The sequence below is a fragment of the Rahnella perminowiae genome, assembly GCF_019049695.1.
In the GTDB taxonomy this organism is placed as follows: domain Bacteria; phylum Pseudomonadota; class Gammaproteobacteria; order Enterobacterales; family Enterobacteriaceae; genus Rahnella; species Rahnella perminowiae.
In genome coordinates this window covers 34,944-58,760 of record NZ_JAFMOT010000157.1, presented here as the reverse complement: position 1 = coordinate 58,760, position 23,817 = coordinate 34,944, and the positions used below count along the sequence as shown (strand labels likewise).

Here is a 23,817-nt window from a genome sequence, read left to right as displayed (position 1 = left end):
TGGGTCGTCAAAGCAAAGCGTAGGACAAAGATTCGATTATTTTTTCGTATCGTCTTTATCATTAAGAATAGCGAGTTCGTGCCAAATAGCGTCGATACGCGCGGTGACTTCCGGATCTTTCACAATCGGACGCCCCCATTCACGCTGCGTTTCGCCCGGCCATTTATTGGTAGCATCCATCCCCATTTTCGAGCCAAGGCCCGACACAGGGGAAGCAAAATCAAGATAATCAATCGGGGTATTTTCTACCAGAACCGTATCCCGCGCGGGATCCATTCGGGTCGTGATCGCCCAAATCACATCGTTCCAGTCACGGGCATTCACGTCATCGTCGCACACAATCACAAACTTGGTGTACATGAACTGTCGCAGGAAGGACCAGACCCCCATCATCACGCGTTTCGCATGACCCGCGTACTGCTTCTTCATGGTAACGACAGCCAGACGGTAGGAGCAACCCTCAGGCGGCAAATAGAAATCAACAATTTCCGGAAACTGCTTTTTCAGAATCGGCACAAACACTTCATTCAGCGCCACACCCAGTACTGCAGGTTCATCCGGCGGACGGCCAGTATAGGTCGAATGATAGATAGCATCTTTACGCTGTGTCATGTGCGTAATGGTGAACACCGGGAAGTTGTCCACTTCATTATAGTAGCCGGTGTGGTCACCATACGGGCCTTCCGGTGCCATTTCACCCGGCTCGATATACCCTTCCAGCACAATTTCGGCGCTGGCCGGCACTTCCAAATCGTTAGAAATACATTTAACCACTTCCGTTTTGTTGCCACGCAACAGCCCGGCAAAGGCATATTCAGAAAGCGTATCTGGAACCGGCGTCACAGCACCAAGAATCGTAGCCGGATCAGCCCCCAGCGCAACAGAAACCGGAAAACGCTGACCCGGATTCTGTTTGCACCATTCCTGAAAATCAAGCGCACCGCCGCGATGGGACAACCAGCGCATGATCACTTTATTTTTACCCAGCACCTGCTGACGATATATGCCCAGATTCTGACGCGGCTTGTTCGGTCCCCGGGTGACAGTCAGTCCCCAGGTGATGAGCGGCGCGGCATCTTCCGGCCAGCACTGCATCACCGGAATTTTGGTGATATCGACCGCATCACCTTCCCAAATCTGCTGCTGGCACGGGGCGGAATGCAGCATTTTGGTCGACATATTCAGCACCTGTTTAAACTTTGGCGCTTTGTCGTATAAATCACGCAAGCCCCGCGGTGGCTCAGGTTCTTTCAGAAATGCCAGTAATTCACCGACTTCCCGCAACGCACTGACATCTTCTTTGCCCATGCCCATCGCCACACGCTGAGGTGTGCCAAATAAATTGCACAGAACCGGCATGTCGTAGCCTTTGGGGTTTTCGAACAAAAGCGCGGGACCGCCTGCACGCAGGGTGCGATCGGCAATTTCGGTCATTTCCAGATAAGGGTCAACTGACTGTCTAATGCGTTTCAGTTGGCCTCTCTTTTCAAGTAACGAGAGGAAGTCACGTAAATCACGGTATTTCATGCTGATTCTGAGTCGCCGGGTTGAAGGAGAGCATTATAGAGCCTCTCCGGGGTTGTTGCTGCCTTTTTGTTATCAGCAAGTTTGTTATGAGTAAATTTCTTAACAGTAACTAAAGTCTGATAACGTAAAAACTGTATAACCGTCAGCCGGGTATTTCTGGACTGACGATGCGGAAGTAGTATCGTGACGACAATTACAGGCAGTTAAAAGGCACCAGAGACTGAATCGCCTGAGTGTCCTGATATTCCTGCGTATCCTGCCCGTGACGGAAAACTTTAAAACCCTGCTCTTTCGCACTGAAGTAGCTCAGATTGTTGCCGGACACCTGTAACAGGCTGCCTTCACGCAACGCAATTACTGATTCCGACGGATTAACCGCGCAGAATTCTGCAATGCGCTCATCACGGGTTTCACCCATATGACCGCTTAAATGGGCATCAATATAGTGCGGATTGATTTGCACCGGGAACAGGCCAAGAGAAGGCAGAACCACAGAGTTGCGAACAGGCATATCATTGGTGGTACGGATACTGGGTGTGGCGACATTGCAGCCCGCACTCCAGCCGATATAAGGTACATTGCGCTCACGCACTGCCCGCTGGATCGGCACGATCAGGCTGTGTTCATGCAACATTTGATTAAGCATCCAGGTATTCCCGCCGCTGATCAAAATACATTCCGCGCTGGCAATCGCTTCAGCCGGGTTTGCTGCATGATGAATACTGCTAACGTCAATGCCCAGCACATCAGAAAGCTCCAGGGCGCGGGCATCGTAATCGCTGCGGATCAGGGCATAAGGGATTAGGACAGCTGAGGTAATCTTGTGCGCCTCAAACATAGTCTGGATACGCGCTTTAGCGTAGCCCAGTAACTCAGATTCACCTGAAAGCTTACCGTTACTCAGTAAGAATAACTCCATGAGATTTCTCCTGATAAAATAGGACTAATAGAGGGGATAAGAATGCGCTTTTCTCCGATAATAAAAGATAACGGGCCGACAATCAGCAAACGTCTGCAGAGACTTGCACTGTCTATATCTCCTGAGCGGCTTTTGGTATGCTGCCCCGCTCGACGCTTTTATGTGGGAAACTATGGAATCCTGGTATTTACTCTATTGCAAACGTGGTCAGCTTCTTCGCGCAAAAGAACATCTTGAGCGCCAGCACGTTAACTGCCTGACGCCAATGATCACGCTTGAAAAACTGGTGCGCGGACGCCGCACTGCGGTCAGCGAGCCACTGTTTCCGAATTATATGTTCGTCGAGTTCGACCCTGAGCGGATCCATACCACGACTATCAACGCAACGCGTGGTGTCAGCCACTTCATCCGCTTTGGTGCGAAACTTGCCACCGTCCAGCCTGATGTCATTAAACAGTTGATGGAACCGCCATCAGTTGATATTCGTGATCCTGATACACCGTATGAAGGCGATCAGGTGGTGATTACCGGCGGAATTTTTGCTGGTATCGAAGCGATTTATACTGAACCGGACGGCGAAGCACGTTCACTGCTGATGCTTAATCTCATCAACCAGCCGGTTCGTCAGAGCATCGAAAATACGCACTTCCAAAAAATGTAACCGGTATTCCCGCTCTGTTGAACTGGATGGGTCGACCGTAAAAAGGCACTGCCCTGCAGTACCTTTTTACGGGGTTCAGCCGCGTGCCGGAAGGGCAAAAAGCTTACGCGCATTGTCATCCGTAACGTCCGCCAGCCATAGGGGATCCTCACCACGCCAAAGGGCCACCTGCTTCACAATATGCGGCAGGAAAGCGGGTTCATTGCGACGGTTTTTCGGTTTGTTTTCCATATCACGCGGCAGTAAATACGGTGCATCGGTTTCCAGCAATAACCTCTCCGCCGGGATCAGCGGCAGCATTTCACGCAGTTCCAGCCCGCGACGCTCATCACATACCCAACCGGTAATACCCACCGACAGTCCGAGAGATAAATACAACTCAAGCTCCTGACGGGTGCCGGTAAAACAATGAACCACACCGCCCGGCAAACCGGACAGCCAAGGTTTGAGCAACGCGGCGAAGCGCTCCCCAGCATCGCGACAATGCAGAAAGACCGGTAATTGCAGTTCTTTCGCCAGCGCCAGCTGCGCGGTAAAAGCCGCTTCCTGCCGATCTGCCGGAGAAAAGTTACGATTGAAATCCAGCCCGCACTCGCCGATCGCAACCACATTGGGTAACGCTGCGAGCTCGCGGATACCGGCTTCAACCTGCGCATTCCAGTCGCTCGCCTGATGCGGATGCACACCCGCCGTCGACCAGCAAAAATCAGGATGATCATCCGCCATTTTCTGCGCTTCGACACTTTCCTGCGCTGACGTTCCGGTGATCAACATGCCGCTCAGACCGGCGGCTCTGGCTCTTTCCACCACCTGCAGCCGGTCTTTATCAAACTGACTGCTGGTAAGATTTATACCGATTTCAAACATGGAGAGTCCTGAAAAAGAAACCGCCCAACAGGGCGGTTCTCTATAACGAAAAAAACTTTAAGCAGACTGATCCGGATCGGTCTCGTTGTCGACGTCCGACCGGCGACGGCCTCCGACATAGAAACGGGCAAAGAACACGCCAATTTCAAATAGCAGGTACATCGGAATGGCCAGCAACGTTTGCGAGAATACATCCGGCGGTGTTAACAACATCCCGACTACAAAAGCCCCGACCAGTACATAAGGACGTTTCTTTTTCAGATCTTCCGGGGTCGTTACACCACTCCAGCAAAGCAGCACAATCGCGATAGGCACTTCAAAGGAGACGCCAAACGCCATAAACAACGCCATCACGAAATCGAGGTAGTTGTTAATGTCGGTGGCTATCTGCACGCCAGCCGGTGCGGTTTTCGCAAAGAAAGCGAACGCCAGCGGGAACACGACGAAATAAGCAAACGCCACACCGAGATAGAATAACGCGGAGCTTGAGAACAGCAGCGGCATCATGAGCCGGCGTTCGTGTTTGTAAAGTGCCGGTGCTACAAATGCCCAGACCTGATACAAAATGAACGGTGCAGAGACAAACACCGAGACGATCATAGTCAGTTTGATAGGCGTAAAGAACGGCGACGCGACGTCAGTCGCAATCATGCTCGCACCCAGCGGCATTTGCTTGATCAGCGGCGATGCCACCAGTTGATAGATGTCATTTGCAAAATAAACCAGCGCTAAAAACACCACAATAATACAGATAATGGCATTCAGCAGACGTTTACGTAGCTCGATCAGATGGCTGATAAGGGGTTGTGTATCTTCAACGGCCATGTTTAACGCTCGCCTGTCGTTTGAGTTGATGAAGCCGGTTTAACCGGTGCTGTGGGTTCCTCCACAGGGGCTTCAGCCGCGGTTTTCACAACAGGTGAAACGTCAACAGAACTGTCAGCGACAGGTTCCACCGATGCCGCCACCGTTTCAGCTGCGGCATGCGCCGTTCTGTTTGATGCCAGGGCAGCATCAACAGCACTTTGCGGTGCAGCGGCTGGTGCAGAAATTACCTTGTCGGCAGCAGCAGGAGAGACACCTGCATCATGGTGCGCTTCAGCTTCATCCAGAACAGGATTGTGGATAGTGTTGCCTTCCGCTTTGGCGTCTTCGACAGCCTTCTCCGCAGGATTCAATCCTGAATTGATCGACTGCTTCATAGATTCTGCGGCCTCTTTCAACTCGTCCATAGACGCTTTGATTTCTGGCGTGAGATTCTTCAGACCGGATTCTTCCGCTTTCTTCAGGCTATCCTGCAATTCCTGGAGCTTCAGTTCCTGCGATAATTCGCTCTGAACTGAAGCAGCCATTGCACGAAGCGTACGGATCCAGCCTGCTACTGTTCTGACTGCTACAGGTAAACGCTCGGGCCCGAGGACAACCAGGCCAATCACCAATACCAGCAGCAGTTCACTAAATCCAATATCGAACACGGCTTATACCTGCTCTTTGTTTTGGCTCTTGGTGTCTTCTGCTTTCGTTTCTGGCTTGCTTTCAACAGACTTGGCTACGAAATCAGCGTCATTAGGAGGAATGTCAGCGTCTTTAGGTTTTGGCTGAGTGTCGTCATCACTCATGGCTTTTTTAAAACCTTTGATCGATGCACCCAAATCAGCGCCCAGACCACGCAGTTTCTTCGTACCGAACAGCAGTACTACAAGAACAACGAGGATTAGGATTTTTGTAATACTAATACCACCCATTATTTTCACCTCAAATAGGAAGGAACCACATTCATTGCCGTCCGCAAACGGCATTCGATTTAAAACAATTTGTTTAGCTGGCGCGTTTCCATCCGATTAACCATGAAACAACACCTGCCGCCATCAGGCAAGCGGGGTAAACCTTAACGCCGCCTAACAGTAAAAGGGTTCCGCTCAACAACAGCGTCGCACCCATTCCCAACAAATAACGAGACTGTCCCTGACGGGAACTCTGGTTATGAATCTGGGAGGAAAGTTTCTCAATGTTGTATTGCAACAGCTTGTGCTGCTGCAGGCTCTGATAAACCAAATCTGGCAGTTCAGGCATTTTCTCAATCCAGAACGGCGCACGCTCTTTCAGTGCACGGATCATCGCTGGCAGGCCAACCTGATCACGAACCCAGCTTTCGAGGAAAGGTTTCGCCGTTGTCCACAAATCCAGTTGAGGATAAAGCTGACGCCCGAGGCCTTCGACATACAACAGTGTCTTTTGCAGCAACACCAGCTGAGGCTGGACTTCCATATTAAAACGGCGAGCCGTATTAAACAGATTTAACAATACGTTACCGAAGGAAATATCCGCCAGCGGTTTCTCAAAAATCGGTTCACACACTGTCCGGATCGCAAATTCGAATTCTTCAACGTTGGTATCACGCGGGACCCAGCCGGAATCGACATGCAACTCCGCCACTTTGCGGTAATCGCGATTAAAGAACGCGATGAAATTCTCCGCCAGATAGCGTTTGTCTTCCTTGTTGAGCGAACCAACTATGCCGCAATCAATGCCTATGTAGCAAGGATCTTCCGGCGTTTCGTAGCTCACAAAAATATTGCCCGGATGCATATCGGCATGAAAGAAACTGTCGCGGAAAACCTGAGTGAAGAAGACCTGCACACCGCGCTCCGCCAGCAATTTCATATTGGTGCCCTGCTTTTTCAGCGCCTCAATATCAGAAACAGGGATCCCATAAATACGTTCCATCACCATCAGTTGTTCGCTGCAATAATCCGGATAAACTTCCGGCACATACAGCATCGGGCTCCCTTCAAAGTTACGACGAAGCTGAATGGCATTCGCAGCTTCACGTAACAGATTCAGTTCATCAAGCAGCGTTTTTTCATACTCGCGCACCACTTCACGCGGACGCAAACGGCGGCCATCTGGCAACAGAATCGGCAACCAGCCAGCAAGACGCGACATCAAACGGATGTCCGCAACAATGGTCGGTAAAATATCCGGGCGGATAACTTTGAGCACCACTGGTTTGCCGTTTTCTTTCAGGATCGCTGTATGCACCTGAGCAATCGACGCAGATGCCAGCGGTGTCTGGTCGAACTCATCAAACCAGGTTTCCAGCGGGCCACCCAGCGCAGCATTAATTTGCTGACGGGCTTTTGCGCCATCAAACGGCGGAACATGGTCCTGGAGCAAAGCCAGTTGATCGGCAATTTGCGGAGGGAAAAGATCGCGGCGTGTCGACATCATCTGACCGAACTTGATCCATACCGGTCCAAGTTGTTCCAGTGCCAGACGCATGCGCTCACCCAACGGTTTTTCTTTATGACGATGAGGTAACCAGAAAAAAAGATAACGCCCCATTCTCAGCGGTAACGTTAAGCGGATTTTAGGGATCAGTTCGTCAAGGCCGTAGATCAGAAACATGCGGATAATCAGATATAAACGTCGCATTTCCCTAGGCGTCACGGTTTATCCTCCAGTTTTTTGATTCGTTTATCCAGCGCATCCAGTTCGCCCACCAGTGCGGAAACCTCATCACTAAACCAGACAACTTCCAGCGGACCGGGTGCCATTTTCCACTCTTCCGTCAGCGTTTGCGCTACATAGCTCTGCTGATGTTTCAGCCCTTTTTGCAGAAAGCTGAAAGCCCCCTGCACAGCCTGGCTCACGCCCTGTGCCGCAATATCACCGATATAGGGAGCCAGAAACTCAGCAGGCTCAATTTCCGCCATATCCAGCAATGCAGAAAATTGCTGAACCACGGCGATATCACCATCAACCACCAGCCCGCCACTACGCATCATTGGCGACAACTGCTGGCGATCACGTAACTTATGCAGCACTGACAGTTTCGAGGTGACAGTGCAATCCGCCGCCCCATCCCATTGTCCGAGCACATCAATTTTGTGTTCACTGAATACAAACGTCAGGGGTGTACTCAGTTCCTGCAATTCGACACGCAGAACTTTGCCGGCCAGACGTGTCCGTGCCGCCTTCATGCTGCGATCTCTGAAAAGCAGGTAATTAAGCGGCGTCTCGATAGCGGCAGTCAGTAACGGCGTTAACAACATCGGCATACTCATATCAGAATTTGAAACCCCGATGTAACGCCACGATGCCGCCAGTCAGGTTGTGATAAGTCACATTTTCAAAACCTGCGTCTGCCATCATTCCTTTCAGTGTTTCCTGATCCGGATGCATACGAATTGATTCAGCCAGATAACGATAGCTTTCCGCATCATGCGCAACCAGTTCACCTATACGCGGTAAAATATGGAAGGAATAGGTGTCATAAGCTTTGCTCAGCGGTTTGAACACCGGTTTGGAGAATTCTAATACCAGCAGACGGCCGCCCGGCTTGAGGACACGGAACATGGAGCGCAGCGCCTTCTCTTTTTCAGTCACATTACGCAGACCGAAAGAGATGGTGATGCAGTCAAAATAATTGTCCGGGAACGGCAGGGCCTCGGCATTCGCCTGAACGTAACTGACGTTGCCAACGATGCCGAGATTGCGCAGCTTTTCGCGCCCCATCTTCAACATGGAATCGTTGATATCCGCCAGAACGACTTCGCCTTTCTCACCCACCAGACGGGAGAATTTTGCGGTCAGATCGCCCGTACCACCGGCCAGATCCAGCACACGTTGTCCCTGACGGACACCGCTGCAATCAATTGTGAAGCGTTTCCAGATGCGATGAATACCAAAAGACATCAGGTCATTCATCAAATCATATTTTGCCGCAACGGAATGGAAGACTTCTGCCACCATTTCCTGTTTTTCATCTTTGGCTACTGTACGAAAACCAAAATGGGTGGTTTCCGGCGTCTGCTTTTCCATTATTTATGCCTGCTTTTTCAGTCGAACTCTTGGGGAGAAGTGTATCAGAACCCGTTCGAAAGCCCCATCACCGATGGTGATTCAACATATTGCGAAGATTCACGCATTGAATCACACACGATGCGGCCCCTCTGAGAGCAATGCCTGCTCGTGAGCGGTTAACTCACCCGGGTTCAGCGTCTGTTCTTCTTCCGCATCAGAGGTATCGGGCAGAGATGCGGTGTCTTCAGGTTCGTTTTCCGCTTTCGCTATTTCAGCCAGAGAGGGACTGATAGGTCGTTTAACTTCAACACCCAGCGCGCGAAAACTTTCCACCTGCCCGATAAGATTACCACGGCCTTGCGAGAGTTTATTCATCGCGGATCGATAACTTCCCTGCGCTTTGTCGAGACTTTGTCCCATCGACTCCATGTCATCCACAAACAGTCGCAGTTTGTCGTAAAGACGGGCCGCGCGATCGGCGATACGTTTGGCGTTCTGACTCTGATGCTCATAGCGCCACAAGTTGCTGATCGTTCGTAGCGCCACCAGCAAGGTCGTCGGGCTGACCAACATAATATTGTGGCGAAGCGCTTCGCTGATCAATTCGGGCTCCCGGTCGATAGCCAACAGAAAAGCAGGCTCAACGGGGATAAACATCAGCACATAATCGAGGCTGCGCAGACCGGGAAGTTGCTGGTAATCTTTGCGCCCGAGCAGGCGGATATGTCCGCGCACTGAGGCTATATGTTCATTGAGTGCCGCTTCCCGCTCGCTGTCATCCTCACTGTTGAAATAACGCTCATACGCAACCAGCGTCATTTTGGCGTCAATCACCACGTCTTTATTCTGCGGTAACCGTACGACCACATCAGGTTGCATCCGGCTGTTGCTATCCACCTGCACGCTGACCTGCGTCTGGTATTCATGCCCTTCGCGTAAACCGGAAGCCTCGAGCACGCGACTCAGAACCACTTCACCCCAGTTGCCCTGCGTTTTATTATCACCTTTCAGAGCTTTAGTCAGGTTGACGGCTTCGCGTGCCATCTCCACATTCAGTTGCTGTAAATTGCGGATCTCATGCGCCAGCGTATGTCGCTCACGGGCTTCCTGCCCGAAGCTGTCCTGCACCTGGCGGCGGAAACCATCCAGTTGCTCACGCAACGGCAGCAGTAACTTATCGAGACTTTGCTTGTTCTGTTCATCGGCACGACGGCCATTTTGTTCGAAAATCCGGTTAGCCAGGTTTTCAAACTGGCTGCTCAGGCGCTGTTCGCTGTTAATCAGCAGACGCTGCTTTTCTTCAGCCGCCATGCGGGTTTCGTCCAGACGGGTCGAAACCTCACGCAACTCAGCTTCCTGCGCACTGTTGATTTCCCGCTGCGCACGCAGTTCCTGATTGAGTTGGTCACACTCGTTTTGCCAGTGGACAAGAAGTTGTAATTTTTCCTGGCTGGCCGCCTGCAGACTGTGCAGTTTTCGCAGCTCAAGTTCAGCTTCACGCAGTTGCTGCTGGCCTGATTGCCGCTCGATTTTGTGCGTATCATTTTCCGTTTTAAGCTGTTCCAGCGATTGTTCCAGCAAACGGCGTTGCGTTTCATACTCCGTCTGTTGTTGCTGTTGGCGCAAACTGGCAATCAGCCATCCTAAGAGTAAGCCAATTAACCCTGCCCCCAGGGCAGTCAGAATGCTGATATCCACGTGATTTCCCTCTTCAAGTCTCTTGCGGCCAAGGTAATGTCAGGCTGTATGGATGTCCAGTCTATTTTCTGTTGCATTGAACCTTTGCGAGACGTCTTCCAAAAAGGAATTTCTCTGTATTTGCCCCCTTGCGACGGGCAACGACAGAGGGCAGGATTTAAAACCAGCGGCTCAGCCACTGAATGCCAAACGCACCGGGTGCCAGAATGCCGAAAGCCCAGATAAGTGCCGAAGTCACATTCGCAATCTGGAAATACTTTTGCGGCATACCGCAGATGCCAGCAACCAGTGGCACAACGGCGCGAAGCGGGCCAAAAAAGCGGCCGATAAAGGCCCCCGGCATGCCCCATTTTTCAAAGAAAGCATGCCCCCGAACCAACATTTGCGGATGACGGGAGAAAGGCCAGAAATTGCCAACACGATCCTGATAACGGGCACCAATCCAGTAAGAAAGCCAGTCGCCCAGGAAAGCCCCCGCAGCGGCGGCTGCCCAGATGGGCCAGAACGGTATGCCGGTTTCGCCAATCAGCGCACCGAGCCCCAACAAGATAAACGTTGCCGGAAGCAGCAGGGAAAGGAATGCCAGCGATTCACCAAAGGCCAGAAAAAAAACGATCGGCGCAGCCCACACCTGATGGGCACGAATGAAGGTAGTGGTGTACTCAAGAAGGTCGTGAACAGTCAAAAATGCAGTTCCTTGTGTCAGAGATCCGGAAGGGAATACATCAATTATTCCAGATGGATTACTAACATGACCTTAACAGATCTGCTTAACAGAGCAAAAAAACGGGCCGTCAGAGGCCCGTTGATAAGATGTGGTTGTTTTAGTTTTACAGGGACTAAAGCAGTCTGCGGGCCGCTTCGACAACAATCTTCACTGCATGGCTTTCGGTCTTTTTCATGGTTTCCGCATTAGGGATTTCCTGCTGCGTGCGGTTCACGATAACACCGGCAACCATCCCGGCGCGCAGCCCCTGGCTTGCACACATGGTCAGCAGAGTCGCGGATTCCATTTCGTAGTTCATGACGCCCATTTCCTGCCATTCTTTCATCGATTCTTTGAAGCGACGGACAACACGGCCGGAGTAAGTGTCATAACGTTCCTGACCCGGATAGAACGTGTCAGAAGATGCAGTAACGCCAATGTGTGTCGCGGCTCCCACGGCTTCTGCCGCCGCAACCAGCGCGGTAGTGCAGGCAAAATCGGCTACCGCAGGGAATTCCATCGGCGCAAAGTGCAGGCTCGCGCCATCAAGACGAACGGCAGCGGTCGTGACCAGCACGTCACCGACATTGATATGTGGTTGGATCGCACCCGTTGTGCCGACACGCAGGAAAGTACGGATCCCCAGCTGTGCCAGTTCTTCCACTGCGATGGAGGTAGAAGGCCCGCCGATACCGGTTGAGCAAACAATCACAGATTTGCCATCAAGCTCAGCACGCCATGAGGTAAATTCGCGGTGGGAGGCCAGACGAACCGGGTTCTCCATCAGTTTGGCAATTTTTTCTACGCGCTCAGGATCGCCGGGAACAATCGCCAGCGACGCGCCGTTTAAATCTTTTTTGGCCAGGCCAAGATGGAAAACTTCGGGCTGAGACATAACAAACTCCTCGGTGTGTAAGGTCATTTATTGGCAGGAGGAACACCCGGCAACTGTACTCAACATTGTGGCGTTATTTCGTGACGGTCGTCACTATGATGTAACAACTTGAATTGCGCATACATTTATTTTGTGACACTCATCACAAAATAAAGGTGCATTTCACGGAAACCTGAACAGGCAATCTCCGTTACCGGAGGTTGCCTGCTTTTCAGCTACAGCAAATCAGGCAGGCACAGCCTCTGCCAACGCACTGCGTGACCAGATCCGGTGTTTGAGCATTTCTTTCAGGAACGTTTTCAGTAATGCTCCCTCCGCTTTTTCACCTTCGACAACGCCCTCTTCCGGCACGTCATCCGTCAACCCCAGCAGTGATTTGAAGCGGCGTGCATCGCCACTTAGGCCTACAACTTTCAGGTGCTTGTAGGCTTCGAGCACGTAATGCCGCGCATCGCCGTTCATGAGCAGTGCATCGATATGTCCGTGCGGAACAATCACCGCATCCACGGTGATGGAAGGCGCCCCGGCAAAGGTTGCATCAACCGGCAACGTGGAGCCATCATCGGCAGTTACATTGCCTAAATGACTGGCCAGCAGTTTAGGATGGACGCCTGCGACCTGAAGCGCCTGCAACGTTTCCAGAACATCTGCCGCTTTCACGCCCTCCCCCAATAATATTGCCACCTGACGTCCTTTGAGCGTGCCTTTACCGCTGGCATACAAACTCAGCGACGGATCATTTTTCAGGCCATTCACCGGCTTCGGCGGTTTGATATTCAGAGTATCTGCGGAAAGGGTAATACCCAGATTCTTCGCCACTTTTTGCGCCAGCGTCTGATCAACATGCGCCAACAGATCCACCACCCGCTCGCGGATATAAGGCCGCGCCACTTTCGATAATTCAAATGAGAAGGCCCCGATAATATGATCCTGCTCCGCCGCTGTCTGGCTCAGCCAGAACAGGCGCGGATGGGCATAATATTCGGCAAATGACGGGCTGCGCTGACGAATTTTTTCTGCACCAATACGCTCAGGATAACTTTCAAAGCCGCCGCCGGATGCTGCCGGAGGCGTTTCCCTTGGCCAGTTATTGTTGATGGAATTCGGCTCGTAGTTTGCCGGATTGGTATCAATATCCTGGCGGTGCATACCGTCACGCTGGAAGTTATGGAAAGGACATGTCGGCCGGTTGATCGGAATTTCATGGAAATTTGGCCCGCCAAGACGGCTGATTTGCGTATCGGTGTAAGAGAACAAACGCCCCTGTAACAACGGATCATTGGTAAAATCTATGCCCGGCACAATATGTCCGGGATGGAACGCGGCTTGCTCGGTTTCAGCAAAGAAATTATCGGGGTTACGGTTAAGCACCATTTTGCCGATCAGTTCTACGGGCACCAGTTTTTCGGGAATGAGTTTAGTCGGGTCGAGCAAGTCGAAATCAAATTTGAACTCGTCTTCTTCCGGGATCAACTGAACCCCCAGTTCGTATTCCGGATAATCTCCGGCTTCGATGGCTTCCCACAAATCACGGCGGTGAAAATCCGCGTCTTTCCCCGCCAGTTTCTGTGCTTCATCCCATAACAGAGACGCTTTTCCGGCCACCGGTTTCCAGTGGAAACGGACAAAAGTGGCTTTCCCTTCGGCATTCACAAAGCGGAACGTATGAATGCCGAAACCTTCCATCGTGCGGTAACTGCGCGGAATGCCGCGGTCAGACATCGCCCAGAAAACGTTATGCAGCGTTTCCGGTTGCAGAGAAACGTAATCCCAGAAGGAATCATGCGCACTCGCGCCTTGCGGGATTTCATTATGCGGTTCAGGTTTGACCGCGTGGACAAAGTCAGGGAATTTATGTGCATCCTGAATAAAGAACACCGGCGTATTGTTACCCACCAGATCGTAAATCCCTTCATCCGTATAAAATTTGGTCGCCCAGCCGCGGATATCACGTACGGTATCTGCCGAGCCGCGGGACCCCTGAACAGTAGAAAATCGTACAAAAACCGGGGTTTTCTTTTCGGGGTCTGAAAGGAAACTGGCTTTGGTGACATCTTTCATATTGCGGTATGGCTGAAAATAACCGTGCGCTGCCGCACCGCGCGCATGAACAATACGTTCCGGGATGCGCTCATGGTCAAAGTGAGTGATTTTTTCGCGCAGGATGAAATCTTCAAGCAGTGTCGGACCGCGGCTTCCGGCTTTCAGCGAATTCTGGTCATCGGCAATTTTGGTGCCCTGATTGGTGGTCAGCGGCTGTTTTTCTCCATTTTTGCGGTGGTGTTCTAATGCATCAAGTTTGGTATTGCTATTTTTCGGACTCCTGGCGCTACCGGAAGCTGTCGGTTCTTTTCCTGGCGGTGTAGGTTGTGCTGAAGGCTGATAAGCACGATCCGCGGGGGCAAGATCCCCCAGGCCTGGCTGCGAAGACTCAATGCCCGTGGCGGGGGCGCGGCTTACCGGTTTTAACTCACTTTTCTTGGTGACTTTAGAGGGTGATTTGGACATTGAACATAGCTCCTCGGCAAAAGTTTCGGGTGTTCTGTGAATCTTCCGTGATGACTTTCCTGATTAACTTTTAACTATAGAACATCTCTTGCGCCTTGCTGTTCATGCTTTCCGGCTATAGTTTTAATCCATAGCCACAGATTTCCGTATGGACACTTGCCTGGAGACACCCGATGAAAAAAGAAGAATTGCTTACCCTGAAACAGGCTCCGACCAGCTTTGCTCCTGCCGTCACGCCCGTCGCCAGCACCACCATACATACCGACACCGACGGGCTGCACGCAGGCCAGACCACCATTCCCTCACAGGGCGAAGATATGCCCGCCTATCTCGCCCGTCCTGAACAGTTCACCGGTAAATTACCGATCGTGCTGGTCGTGCAGGAGATTTTTGGTGTACATGAACACATTCAGGATATCTGCCGCCGGCTGGCGAAGCAGGGGTATATGGCCATCGCGCCGGAGTTATATTTCCGTCAGGGTGACCCGCGTGATTACACCGAAATCAGTGAGCTGTTTGCCAAACTGGTCAGCAAAGTGCCGGACCAGCAAGTGCTTTCCGATCTCGATCATACTGCACACTGGGCATCACAGCATGGCGGGGATATTTCAAAATTAGGTATCACCGGTTTCTGCTGGGGCGGGCGCATCACCTGGCTGTATGCGGCGCACAATCCGCAACTGAAAGCGGGCGTAGCCTGGTACGGTAAACTGGTCGGTGATAAAACGCTAACCAGCCCGTTCCAACCGGTTGACCGCGCAGCGGCACTGGATGCACCGGTGCTGGGTTTGTATGGCGGGGAAGATTCGAGCATTCCTCTGGATACCATTGAAACCATGCGACAGGCCATTCGCGCAGCCAATGCCACAGCGGAAATCGTGGTATATCCCGAAGCGGGTCACGCGTTTAACGCCGATTATCGCCCGAGTTACCATGCTGAAGCCGCTGCCGATGGCTGGCAACGCATGCTGGCTTTCTTTGCGCAGTACGGAGTTAAGTAAAAGTAAGGCGTAAAGTAAAAGGATACTGACCAGAATGACAAAGGCCCGACAGGTTTTCCTGCCGGGCTTTTTACGCAACGTTAGCCGATTAAAGTGAAAGTTGCCCGAAAGCACCTTGCCAGTCTTGTTCAAATTTATCGACAGCCGCCTGTACGGCGGGCGCACTGATCAATTGCTCCGCGACATCGACAGGGATCGTGACCGATTGACAGCCTGCCAGCAGACAGGCCAGAACCTGGCGCGGCGTTTTAAAACTGGCGGCCAGCACTTTGGCATGCGGTACATGCAGGGTAAGCAATTGCTGCAACTCGGTCACCATCGCAATGCCATCACCCCCCTGGGCATCCAGCCGGTTAACATAAGGCGCGACATATTCGGCCCCGGCCAGTGCCGATAGTAACCCTTGCCCCGCACCATACACAGCGGTTCCCAGGGTTGGAATTTTACGAATACGCAGCGTCTTAATCGCTGCCAACCCGGCAGCGGTTACCGGCACTTTGACCACAAGCCCTGGCACGCGGGAATACAATAATTCAGCTTCTTCAACTATCTGCTCAGTTTGATTTGCCAGTACCTGCGCAAACAGTTTCCCTTCTCCTCCTAATGCATCACGAAGCGCGGGCAAAACCTCCCACAGGGAAGTTTGCGATTTAGCCACAATGCTCGGGTTCGTGGTCACGCCCTGCAACGGCAAAATCCGGGATAAACGTTTTACTGCGCTGATATCAGCAGTATCCAGATAAAGTTCCATACCCTCTCCTGTCAGAGTTCAAGCTCTTGTTTGAGCAACGTTTCAATCTGTGCTGCCGTGGCCGAATGCATCAGTGCGTCGCGGAAACTGTCATGCATAATCCGTCGCGCCAGCCTTGAGAAAATCCGCATATGCTGGTCGCCTGCGGCATGTTTATTGAGGGTCAGCATGATCACAAATTGTGCTTGTTCATCACCCCACTGCACCGGTTGCGGAAGTTTCGCGACGCTGATGGTCGATTGCTCAATGTGCTCTGATTTGGTGTGCGGTATCGCAAAACCAAACCCGAGACCGGTGGAAAATACGGCTTCCCGCGCCCAGACATCAGCGGCGAGTTTGCGCGGATAACGGCAACGCCCTGCCAGCATCAGGTTATCCACCATACCTTTAATCACTTCTTCTTTGCTGCGCCAGTCGGCATTAAGCGTCACACATTCCGTCGTAATCAGCGGAGCATCGTTAAACGTCATCCTGAACTGCGCCAGCAGGTGTTCGACTTCCAGCGACGTCCGGCACTGCATGGCGCGGTTAAGCAACAGGCGGCATTCGCGGCTGTCGAGTTTTGCCAGACGCGCTTTGGTCACCGGAACTGACGGCGCACTCATGCTAATTTCATCAAGCCCCATTCCAACCAGTAGCGGCAACACCGAGCCTTTCGCGCCCAGCTCACCGCATAAACCAATCCATTTACCGTGACGATGCACCTCGCGCACAACATGATCGAGCCCGCGCAGAAAGGCCGGATTCAGGCTGTTGTAATGGCGGGTCACTTTCGTATTATCACGATCGACCGCCAGCAGATATTGCGTCAGGTCATTGCTGCCGATGCTAAAGAAATCAATCTCTTCACAGCATTGATCGATGATGAACATCACCGACGGCACTTCCAGCATGATCCCCAACTGAATTTTTTCATCAAACGGCACTTGCTCGCTGCGCAGCGACTGTTTGGCTTCCGCCAGCTTCTCTCTCACCCATAAGATCTCCTCCATGGAAGAGATCATCGGGATCATGATTTTCAGCGACCCGTGCGCCGAGGCGCGCAGGATCGAACGCAACTGCGTATGAAATAACGGCAGAAATTCCTGATAAATACGCACGGCGCGATAACCGAGGAACGGGTTGTTTTCGGCAGGAATGTTCAGATAATGAACCGGCTTATCTCCCCCGATATCCATCGTGCGGACAATGATAGTTTTGCCCCGGGCTGCCTCCGTCGCCTGACAATAAATATTGTACAGCTCATCTTCGGAAGGGGCGCTGGCGCGGTCCATATACAACATTTCCGTACGGAACAGCCCGATCGCTTCAGCGCCATGATCAAATGCCGCGCTGGCTTCAACCGAATGAGCGATATTGGCCGCCACTTCAAGACGCACTCCGTCTGCCGTGTACCCGGGTTTATCGAGATATTCGCTTTGCTGTCCGCGCAGCGCCTGTTGCACTGCCTGTTCCTGACAATAATAACGACGTACCGGTTCGCTGAGTGCACAGGCAATCAGACCGAGATCGCCGTCGATCAGCACATCCTGCTGTAAATAAGCCAGAAGTGGTTGCGGATCCACACCGACGAGAGTGGGTATATTGAATGATCGGGCGAGGATCACGGTATGTGACGTACTGCCTCCGCTGCCGAGCAGCAGACCTTTCAGATGGGTTTTATCCAGTTCGAGAAACTGGCTCGGCGTCAGTTCATCGGCCAGACAAATACTCGCTTCGCTCAGTGCCTGTTGGGAAGGAAAGCGTTCCTCACCATAGATTTGCTGTAAAAGCCGGAAGCTGACATCACGAATATCCAGTTCGCGTTCACGCAAATAAGCACTGGACGATTGTGCGAGTTGCGAGCTGAAATATGCTGCGGTGTCCACAATACTTTGTGCACAGCTCCGGTCTTGTGCCACACGGCTCAGCAAAGCTTCGCGCAGGCTGTTATCACGCAGCAAAGAAAGGTGTGATTCCAGCACCGCAGTCATCGTCCCGCTGCCCGCCATCAATTGTAAATTGAGAGATTTTTCCAATCCAGCCAGCCCGCGGCAAAGCAGGCTTTGTTCTTTATCTTTCCCCTGAGACGCGGGTAAGTCCCTGAATGTTGCCAGGTTCACATCAGAAAGGCTGACCAGTTTTCCGGACGCGCACCCTTCACTGACTGAACGGGCGCGGAAAACCAACGGAGAAAGATGGCTCAGGGATTCAGGAAGCGGCTCAAGTTCCGCGCTTTCATCATGCTCAGGCAGGGCTTCATCACAATGAGGGAGTTGGTATTCAATGAAATGAGCCAGCGCCCTGTACGCGGCGTCTTCGTCATTCCCTTCTATGGTGACCAGGCATTCATCATTAAACAGAATATCGGCACCAATCAGTGAAAGAACACTTTTACCATCGGCAACGCGGTCAGTGCGCCCATTATGCCACTGAAACGCAGACCCGAAGCCATTGCACAACGTTTCAATATGGCTGGCTGGCCGGGCATGAACCCCATTGACTAACATGCAGGTGAAGCTCAACGTCTTACTCATTTCTGAATCCTCATCCCAAATTCCGGTGTAATGCACCGGCTCTTTGCAGAATAAGAGTCAGGCGGATCCAATAGCTACCAGACAAAAATGACAAACACTGGATAAATGTAATATCTGTCATTTTTTGCGAAGCAGCTCACACAGCAAACGAGCGCACAAACCTCGCTTTATTTCGGCTTATTTGAACCTGCTCGCATTTTTGGCAGGACATTACAAAAGTCCAGTAAAACACAAATTTGTCCACTATTAGCGTTATCAGCAGCGGCCTATTGTTGTGGTCGATAGCCTTTCTGTATCTGCGGTTTTGAAATGAAACCCTGATATTTGCGATTTTTAGCCCGGCACCGGTTTTCGTGGAGTTCATCATGAAAGACTTGATCACTATTCTAAAAAATACCCGCCAGCATCTGATGACTGGCGTGTCTCATATGATCCCATTTGTGGTCGCAGGCGGCATTTTGCTGGCGGTCTCCGTGATGTTGTATGGCAAAGGTGCCGTACCGGATGCGGCAACCGATCCGAACCTGAAAAAGCTGTTTGATATCGGTGTCGCTGGTTTAACCCTGATGGTGCCTTTTCTGGCGGCTTATATCGGCTATTCCATCTCGGATCGTTCCGCGCTGGCTCCTGCTGCCATCGGTGCCTGGGTCGGTGCGTCATTCGGTGCAGGATTTTTTGGCGCGATCATCGCTGGCCTGCTGGGTGGCATTATCGTCTTCTATCTTAAAAAGATCCGCGTACCGAAGATCCTGCGCTCGGTGATGCCGATCTTCGTGATCCCGATTATCGGCACGCTGCTGACAGCAGGGGTCATGATGTGGGGACTGGGCGAACCGGTTGGTCTGCTGACCACCTCCCTGACTCACTGGCTGCAAGGCATGCAGCAGGGCAGCATTATTGTGCTTGCCATCATTATGGGGTTGATGCTGGCCTTCGACATGGGCGGGCCGGTGAATAAAGTTGCCTACGCTTTCATGCTGATTTGCGTGGCACAGGGTGTGTATACCGTGGTGGCCATTGCCGCCGTGGCTATCGCAACACCGCCTCTGGGACTGGGTTTCGCCACGCTGATTGGCCGTAAATATTATTCCACTGAAGAGCGCGAAGCGGGCAAAGCCGCCATGCTGATGGGCTGCGTCGGCATCACCGAAGGTGCTATTCCTTTTGCCGCCTCTGACCCGCTGCGTGTCATTCCTGCCATCATGGCTGGTTCAGTGTGTGCGGCGGTGACAGCAGCTCTGGTTGGCGCTCAATGCTATGCCGGCTGGGGCGGACTGATTGTGTTGCCGGTTGTACAGGGAAAACTGGGGTATATCGGTGCATTGCTGGTCGGCATGGTTGTCACGGCACTGTGCGTCAACACGCTGAAATATCTGGCCGCCAAAAAGCAGTCGGCAAAAACGCGTCAGGAATCAGAACTTGATCTGGACTTCGAAATTAACTGAACCCAAAGGAAAACATCATGACTCACATTATTGCTGTAACCGCGTGCCCGTCCGGTGTTGCTCATACCTATATGGCGGCTGAAGCGATTGAACGCGCGGCAAAAGCTAAAGGCTGGGAATGCAAAGTTGAAACGCAGGGTTCAATCGGCCTGGAAAACGAACTGACGCCGGAAGATGTGGCGGCGGCAGACATCGTGATCCTGACGAAAGACATTGGCATCAAACAGGAAGAGCGCTTCAGAGGTAAAGTCACGGTGCGTGTGGCCATCAGTGATGCCGTAAAACGGGCAGATGCCATCATGGAAAAAATCGCAGCACATCTCGCCAACGCTGCCATCACGGATTGACGCCAGGGAGAATGAGATGACTTCCCGCACAGAACGTCTTAAAGCCGCACTTTTCGCCAGCCCGCGTGAAATTTCGCTGGAACGTGCCCTGCTGTATACCGAAAGTCACCGCAGCACAGAAGGCGAACCTACGCTTCTGCGCCGCGCAAAGGCCACGGCACATATTCTGGATAACGTTGAGATTGCCCTGCGTGAAGGCGAGTTGATTGCCGGTAACCGTACGGTCAAACCGCGTGCGGGGATCATCTCTCCTGAAATGGACCCCTACTGGTTGCTGGAAGAACTGGATGGGTTTTCAGCCCGTCCACAGGACCGCTTTAACATTTCGGAGCAGGATAAACAGATTTACCGCACACAGCTTTTCCCTTACTGGGAATCGCGTTCGATGAAAGATTTCATCAACAGTCAGATGCCGGAAGATGTCACCGCTGCCACCAAAATGCAGATATTCAGTATCAACCAGACAGACAAAGGCCAGGGGCATATCATTATTGATTATCCCCGGTTACTGAATTCTGGCCTGGATAACGTCGTTTCAGAACTTCAGCAGCGCGTCGCCGGCGCGCCGGATAATACCTTTTATCAGGCAGCGCTGATTACGCTACAGGCAGCACAGCGGCATATTTTGCGCTACGCCGCGCTGGCAGAAGGGTTAGCAGAAGCCTGTCAGGATGCCTCGCGAAAACAGGAGCTGATGCGTATTGCCCGCATTTCGCGTCATATTTCAGTCAATAAACCGCAGGATTTCTATCAGGCCTGCCAGCTGTTCTGGTACATGAATATCATTTTACAAATCGAATCCAATGCCAGCTCGTTATCGCTCGGGCGCTTCGATCTGTACATGTTGCCGTTCTATCAGTATTCCCTTTCGCACGGTGAATCACCGGCGTTCCTTAAAGAGTTGCTGGAAAGCCTGTGGATAAAGTGCAATGACATCGTGCTGCTGCGTTCGATGTCCAGCGCTCGTTACTTCGCCGGCTTCCCGACGGGTTATACCATTTTGCTCGGCGGCCTGACCGACGCCGGACGTAGTGCCATCAATGTGCTGTCGTTTCTGTGTCTGGACGCGTATCAGAGCATTTGCCTGCCACAGCCTAACCTTGGCGTACGGGTCAATGAACTGATCGACCGTCAGTTTCTGCTGAAAACCGCTGAAACGATCCGTCTCGGTACCGGTATTCCGCAAATATTCAATGATGAAGTGGTGGTTCCGGCGTTTCTTAACCGTGGCGTACGCCTCGAAGATGCGCGGGATTATGCTGTCGTGGGCTGCGTCGAACTGTCGATCCCCGGAAAAACCTACGGCCTGCACGATATCGCCATGTTTAACCTGTTAAAGGTCATGGAACTGGCGCTGTATGAGAACGAGGGCAACCCGGCGATCACTTATCCAGAACTGGTGGAACAGATCCGCCGGAAAATCAGCCATTACGTCAGACTGATGGCGCAAGGCAGCAACATCTGTGATATCGGCCACCGCGACTGGGCACCGGTTCCGCTGCTGTCTTCGTTTATTGAAGGTTGTCTGGACAGCGGTAAAGACATTACCGCTGGCGGCGCACGTTACAACTTTTCCGGTGTTCAGGGCATCGGTATCGCTAACCTCAGTGATTCCCTGCATGCGCTGAAAGGCATGGTATTTGATCAGCAACGTCTGACCTTTGATGAATTACTGGCTTCTCTGAAAGGGAATTTTGCCGGCGAAGAAGGGCTCGCCATTCGTGCCCGTCTGATCAACCGCTTTGAGAAGTACGGTAATGACATTGATGAGGTCGATCTGATCAGTGCCGATTTGCTGCGTTTCTACTGCAAACAAGTCGAGCAGTTTCGCAATCCACGTGGCGGTCAGTTTACGCCAGGCTCGTATACGGTTTCCGCGCATGTACCGCTGGGCGCAGTGGTCGGCGCAACGCCAGATGGTCGTTTTGCCGGTGAACAACTGGCAGATGGCGGCCTTTCACCGATGAGGGGACAGGACCATCAGGGACCGACAGCGGTACTGAAATCCGTCAGTAAACTCGACAACACACTGCTCTCCAATGGCACACTGCTGAATGTGAAATTCACGCCATCAACGCTTGAAGGCAGGCAGGGGCTGAATAAACTGGCCGATTTCCTCTGCGCGTTCACCCGCCTGAAGTTGCAGCATGTACAGTTCAACGTGGTGAATGCTGAGCAGCTTCGCGAAGCGCAAAAACGCCCGCAGGATTTCGCAGGGCTGGTCGTCAGGGTAGCGGGATACAGCGCGTTTTTTGTTGAGCTGTCAAAGGAGATCCAGGATGACATTATCGGCCGCACCGCACATCAGCTCTGACGGGCAGATCCCCGTCAGGGAGGCCGCGGAAAGACACGCGCGTATCTTCAATATTCAGCGTTTTTCACTCAATGATGGTCAGGGTATTCGTACCCTGGTTTTCTTCAAAGGCTGTCCGCATCGCTGCCCGTGGTGCGCCAACCCTGAATCGATGTCGCCGCGCATTCAGATCATCAAACGTCAGGCAAAATGCCTGAACTGCCGCACCTGCCTGCAGGATCCGAACGAATGCCCGAGCGGTGCAATGGAATATGTCGGTGAAGACATCACGCTGCCGGAGTTAATGACGCGCCTGCTCAAAGATGAGGTATTTTTCCGCTCATCAGGCGGTGGTATCACGCTTTCCGGCGGCGAAGTACTGATGCAGCACGAGTTTGCCGGTGAGTTGCTCAGGCAGCTACAGGCATTAGGTATAACGACGGCGATCGAAACGGCGGGCGATGCGCCGCTGGATCACCTGCTGTCGCTCACCGATCACTGCGATCAGGTGTTGTATGACTTCAAGATAATGGATCCTACTCATGCAAGATCGGTTCTGAATATGAACCAGTCGAGAGTACGGCAAAATTTTACGGCGCTGGCGCGGCGCGGCGTTAAGTTGATCCCCCGCGTACCGCTGATCCCCGGCTTCACGTTAACGATTGAAAATATGCAACAAATTCTGGATTTTCTGCGACCCTTCAACTTAACTGAAATCCATCTGCTGCCTTTCCATAAATACGGCGAAGCAAAATATCCGTTACTGGATAAACCGTATTCAATGCATAAGATAAAGGTGCCGGATGACGCCACTGTTGCGCCGTTTTATACGATGGCCGAAAAATACGGTTATAACGTGACGCTCGGTGGATAAACT

At 52.2% G+C, this 23,817-nt stretch carries 21 protein-coding genes; 6 read left to right on the top strand and 15 right to left on the bottom strand.

Features of this window, described 5'->3' with window-relative positions; all coding sequences use genetic code 11:
* Positions 1-36 precede the first annotated feature (36 nt).
* Complete coding sequence (gene ubiD / locus J1781_RS04730) at positions 37-1,527, bottom strand: 4-hydroxy-3-polyprenylbenzoate decarboxylase (RefSeq protein ID WP_217220912.1); 1,491 nt, start codon at positions 1,525-1,527, stop codon at positions 37-39.
* A gap of 193 nt (positions 1,528-1,720) precedes the next feature.
* The gene (gene pepE, locus J1781_RS04725) at positions 1,721-2,446 is read right to left on the bottom strand and encodes a dipeptidase PepE (protein ID WP_129992174.1); all 726 of its coding nucleotides are present in this window, start codon (positions 2,444-2,446) and stop codon (positions 1,721-1,723) included.
* Between the two features lie 172 nt (positions 2,447-2,618).
* On the opposite strand from pepE, the gene rfaH reads away from it, so the two are divergent.
* A complete protein-coding gene (gene rfaH / locus J1781_RS04720; RefSeq protein ID WP_205951622.1) occupies positions 2,619-3,107 on the top strand; it encodes a transcription/translation regulatory transformer protein RfaH in 489 nt (162 codons plus the stop codon).
* A gap of 75 nt (positions 3,108-3,182) precedes the next feature.
* On the opposite strand, the gene tatD is transcribed toward rfaH, so the two are convergent.
* The 11 genes from tatD to katE form a co-directional block, all read right to left on the bottom strand.
* Positions 3,183-3,974 (bottom strand): 3'-5' ssDNA/RNA exonuclease TatD, encoded by a 792-nt coding sequence (tatD, locus tag J1781_RS04715; protein ID WP_217157493.1) that lies wholly within the window; start codon positions 3,972-3,974, stop codon positions 3,183-3,185.
* 57 nt (positions 3,975-4,031) lie between these two features.
* Positions 4,032-4,799, bottom strand: coding sequence for a Sec-independent protein translocase subunit TatC (gene tatC, locus J1781_RS04710; protein WP_129955155.1), 768 nt, complete (start codon positions 4,797-4,799; stop codon positions 4,032-4,034).
* A 2-nt stretch (positions 4,800-4,801) separates the two neighbouring features.
* Positions 4,802-5,449 carry a Sec-independent protein translocase protein TatB gene (tatB, locus tag J1781_RS04705; RefSeq protein ID WP_217233269.1) on the bottom strand — a complete coding sequence of 216 codons (648 nt, stop codon included), beginning with the start codon at positions 5,447-5,449 and terminating at the stop codon, positions 4,802-4,804.
* Positions 5,450-5,452: 3 nt separating this feature from the next.
* On the bottom strand, positions 5,453-5,719 hold the full coding sequence (gene tatA / locus J1781_RS04700; protein WP_129992171.1) for a twin-arginine translocase TatA/TatE family subunit: 267 nt from the start codon (positions 5,717-5,719) through the stop codon (positions 5,453-5,455).
* 73 nt (positions 5,720-5,792) lie between these two features.
* A complete protein-coding gene (ubiB, locus tag J1781_RS04695; protein WP_129955158.1) occupies positions 5,793-7,424 on the bottom strand; it encodes a ubiquinone biosynthesis regulatory protein kinase UbiB in 1,632 nt (543 codons plus the stop codon).
* Entirely contained in the window at positions 7,421-8,029 is a 609-nt protein-coding gene (gene ubiJ, locus J1781_RS04690) for a ubiquinone biosynthesis protein UbiJ (protein ID WP_129955238.1), read from the bottom strand. Before ubiJ ends, ubiB begins: the two co-directional genes overlap by 4 nt.
* A gap of 13 nt (positions 8,030-8,042) precedes the next feature.
* Entirely contained in the window at positions 8,043-8,798 is a 756-nt protein-coding gene (gene ubiE / locus J1781_RS04685) for a bifunctional demethylmenaquinone methyltransferase/2-methoxy-6-polyprenyl-1,4-benzoquinol methylase UbiE (protein ID WP_129955159.1), read from the bottom strand.
* Positions 8,799-8,909: 111 nt separating this feature from the next.
* On the bottom strand, positions 8,910-10,478 hold the full coding sequence (gene rmuC, locus J1781_RS04680) for a DNA recombination protein RmuC (protein WP_217233268.1): 1,569 nt from the start codon (positions 10,476-10,478) through the stop codon (positions 8,910-8,912).
* 157 nt (positions 10,479-10,635) lie between these two features.
* Positions 10,636-11,163 carry a DedA family protein gene (locus J1781_RS04675; RefSeq protein WP_013577438.1) on the bottom strand — a complete coding sequence of 176 codons (528 nt, stop codon included), beginning with the start codon at positions 11,161-11,163 and terminating at the stop codon, positions 10,636-10,638.
* 154 nt (positions 11,164-11,317) lie between these two features.
* Positions 11,318-12,079, bottom strand: a complete 762-nt coding sequence (gene udp, locus J1781_RS04670) for a uridine phosphorylase (protein WP_129955161.1) — start codon at positions 12,077-12,079, stop codon at positions 11,318-11,320.
* A 225-nt stretch (positions 12,080-12,304) separates the two neighbouring features.
* Entirely contained in the window at positions 12,305-14,587 is a 2,283-nt protein-coding gene (katE, locus tag J1781_RS04665) for a catalase HPII (protein WP_217137683.1), read from the bottom strand.
* Positions 14,588-14,760: 173 nt separating this feature from the next.
* Between katE and J1781_RS04660 the strand changes: the two genes are divergently transcribed.
* Positions 14,761-15,588: a dienelactone hydrolase family protein gene (locus tag J1781_RS04660; RefSeq protein ID WP_129992168.1), complete on the top strand. Its 828-nt coding sequence runs from the start codon at positions 14,761-14,763 to the stop codon at positions 15,586-15,588.
* An 88-nt stretch (positions 15,589-15,676) separates the two neighbouring features.
* On the opposite strand, the gene fsa is transcribed toward J1781_RS04660, so the two are convergent.
* The gene (gene fsa / locus J1781_RS04655; protein ID WP_217233267.1) at positions 15,677-16,339 is read right to left on the bottom strand and encodes a fructose-6-phosphate aldolase; all 663 of its coding nucleotides are present in this window, start codon (positions 16,337-16,339) and stop codon (positions 15,677-15,679) included.
* 11 nt (positions 16,340-16,350) lie between these two features.
* Positions 16,351-18,855 carry a phosphoenolpyruvate--protein phosphotransferase gene (gene ptsP / locus J1781_RS04650; protein WP_217233266.1) on the bottom strand — a complete coding sequence of 835 codons (2,505 nt, stop codon included), beginning with the start codon at positions 18,853-18,855 and terminating at the stop codon, positions 16,351-16,353.
* A gap of 365 nt (positions 18,856-19,220) precedes the next feature.
* Between ptsP and J1781_RS04645 the strand changes: the two genes are divergently transcribed.
* Genes J1781_RS04645 through J1781_RS04630 form a run of 4 tightly spaced genes read left to right on the top strand, consistent with a single transcriptional unit; the run spans position 19,221 to position 23,814 of the window.
* Positions 19,221-20,300: a PTS fructose transporter subunit EIIC gene (locus J1781_RS04645; RefSeq protein ID WP_129992166.1), complete on the top strand. Its 1,080-nt coding sequence runs from the start codon at positions 19,221-19,223 to the stop codon at positions 20,298-20,300.
* A 17-nt stretch (positions 20,301-20,317) separates the two neighbouring features.
* Positions 20,318-20,647: a PTS fructose-like transporter subunit IIB gene (locus J1781_RS04640; RefSeq protein WP_129955167.1), complete on the top strand. Its 330-nt coding sequence runs from the start codon at positions 20,318-20,320 to the stop codon at positions 20,645-20,647.
* Positions 20,648-20,663: 16 nt separating this feature from the next.
* A complete protein-coding gene (locus tag J1781_RS04635; RefSeq protein ID WP_217220908.1) occupies positions 20,664-22,961 on the top strand; it encodes a formate C-acetyltransferase in 2,298 nt (765 codons plus the stop codon).
* Positions 22,927-23,814, top strand: coding sequence for a [formate-C-acetyltransferase]-activating enzyme (locus tag J1781_RS04630; protein WP_217233265.1), 888 nt, complete (start codon positions 22,927-22,929; stop codon positions 23,812-23,814). Before J1781_RS04635 ends, J1781_RS04630 begins: the two co-directional genes overlap by 35 nt.
* Positions 23,815-23,817: the final 3 nt, after the last annotated feature.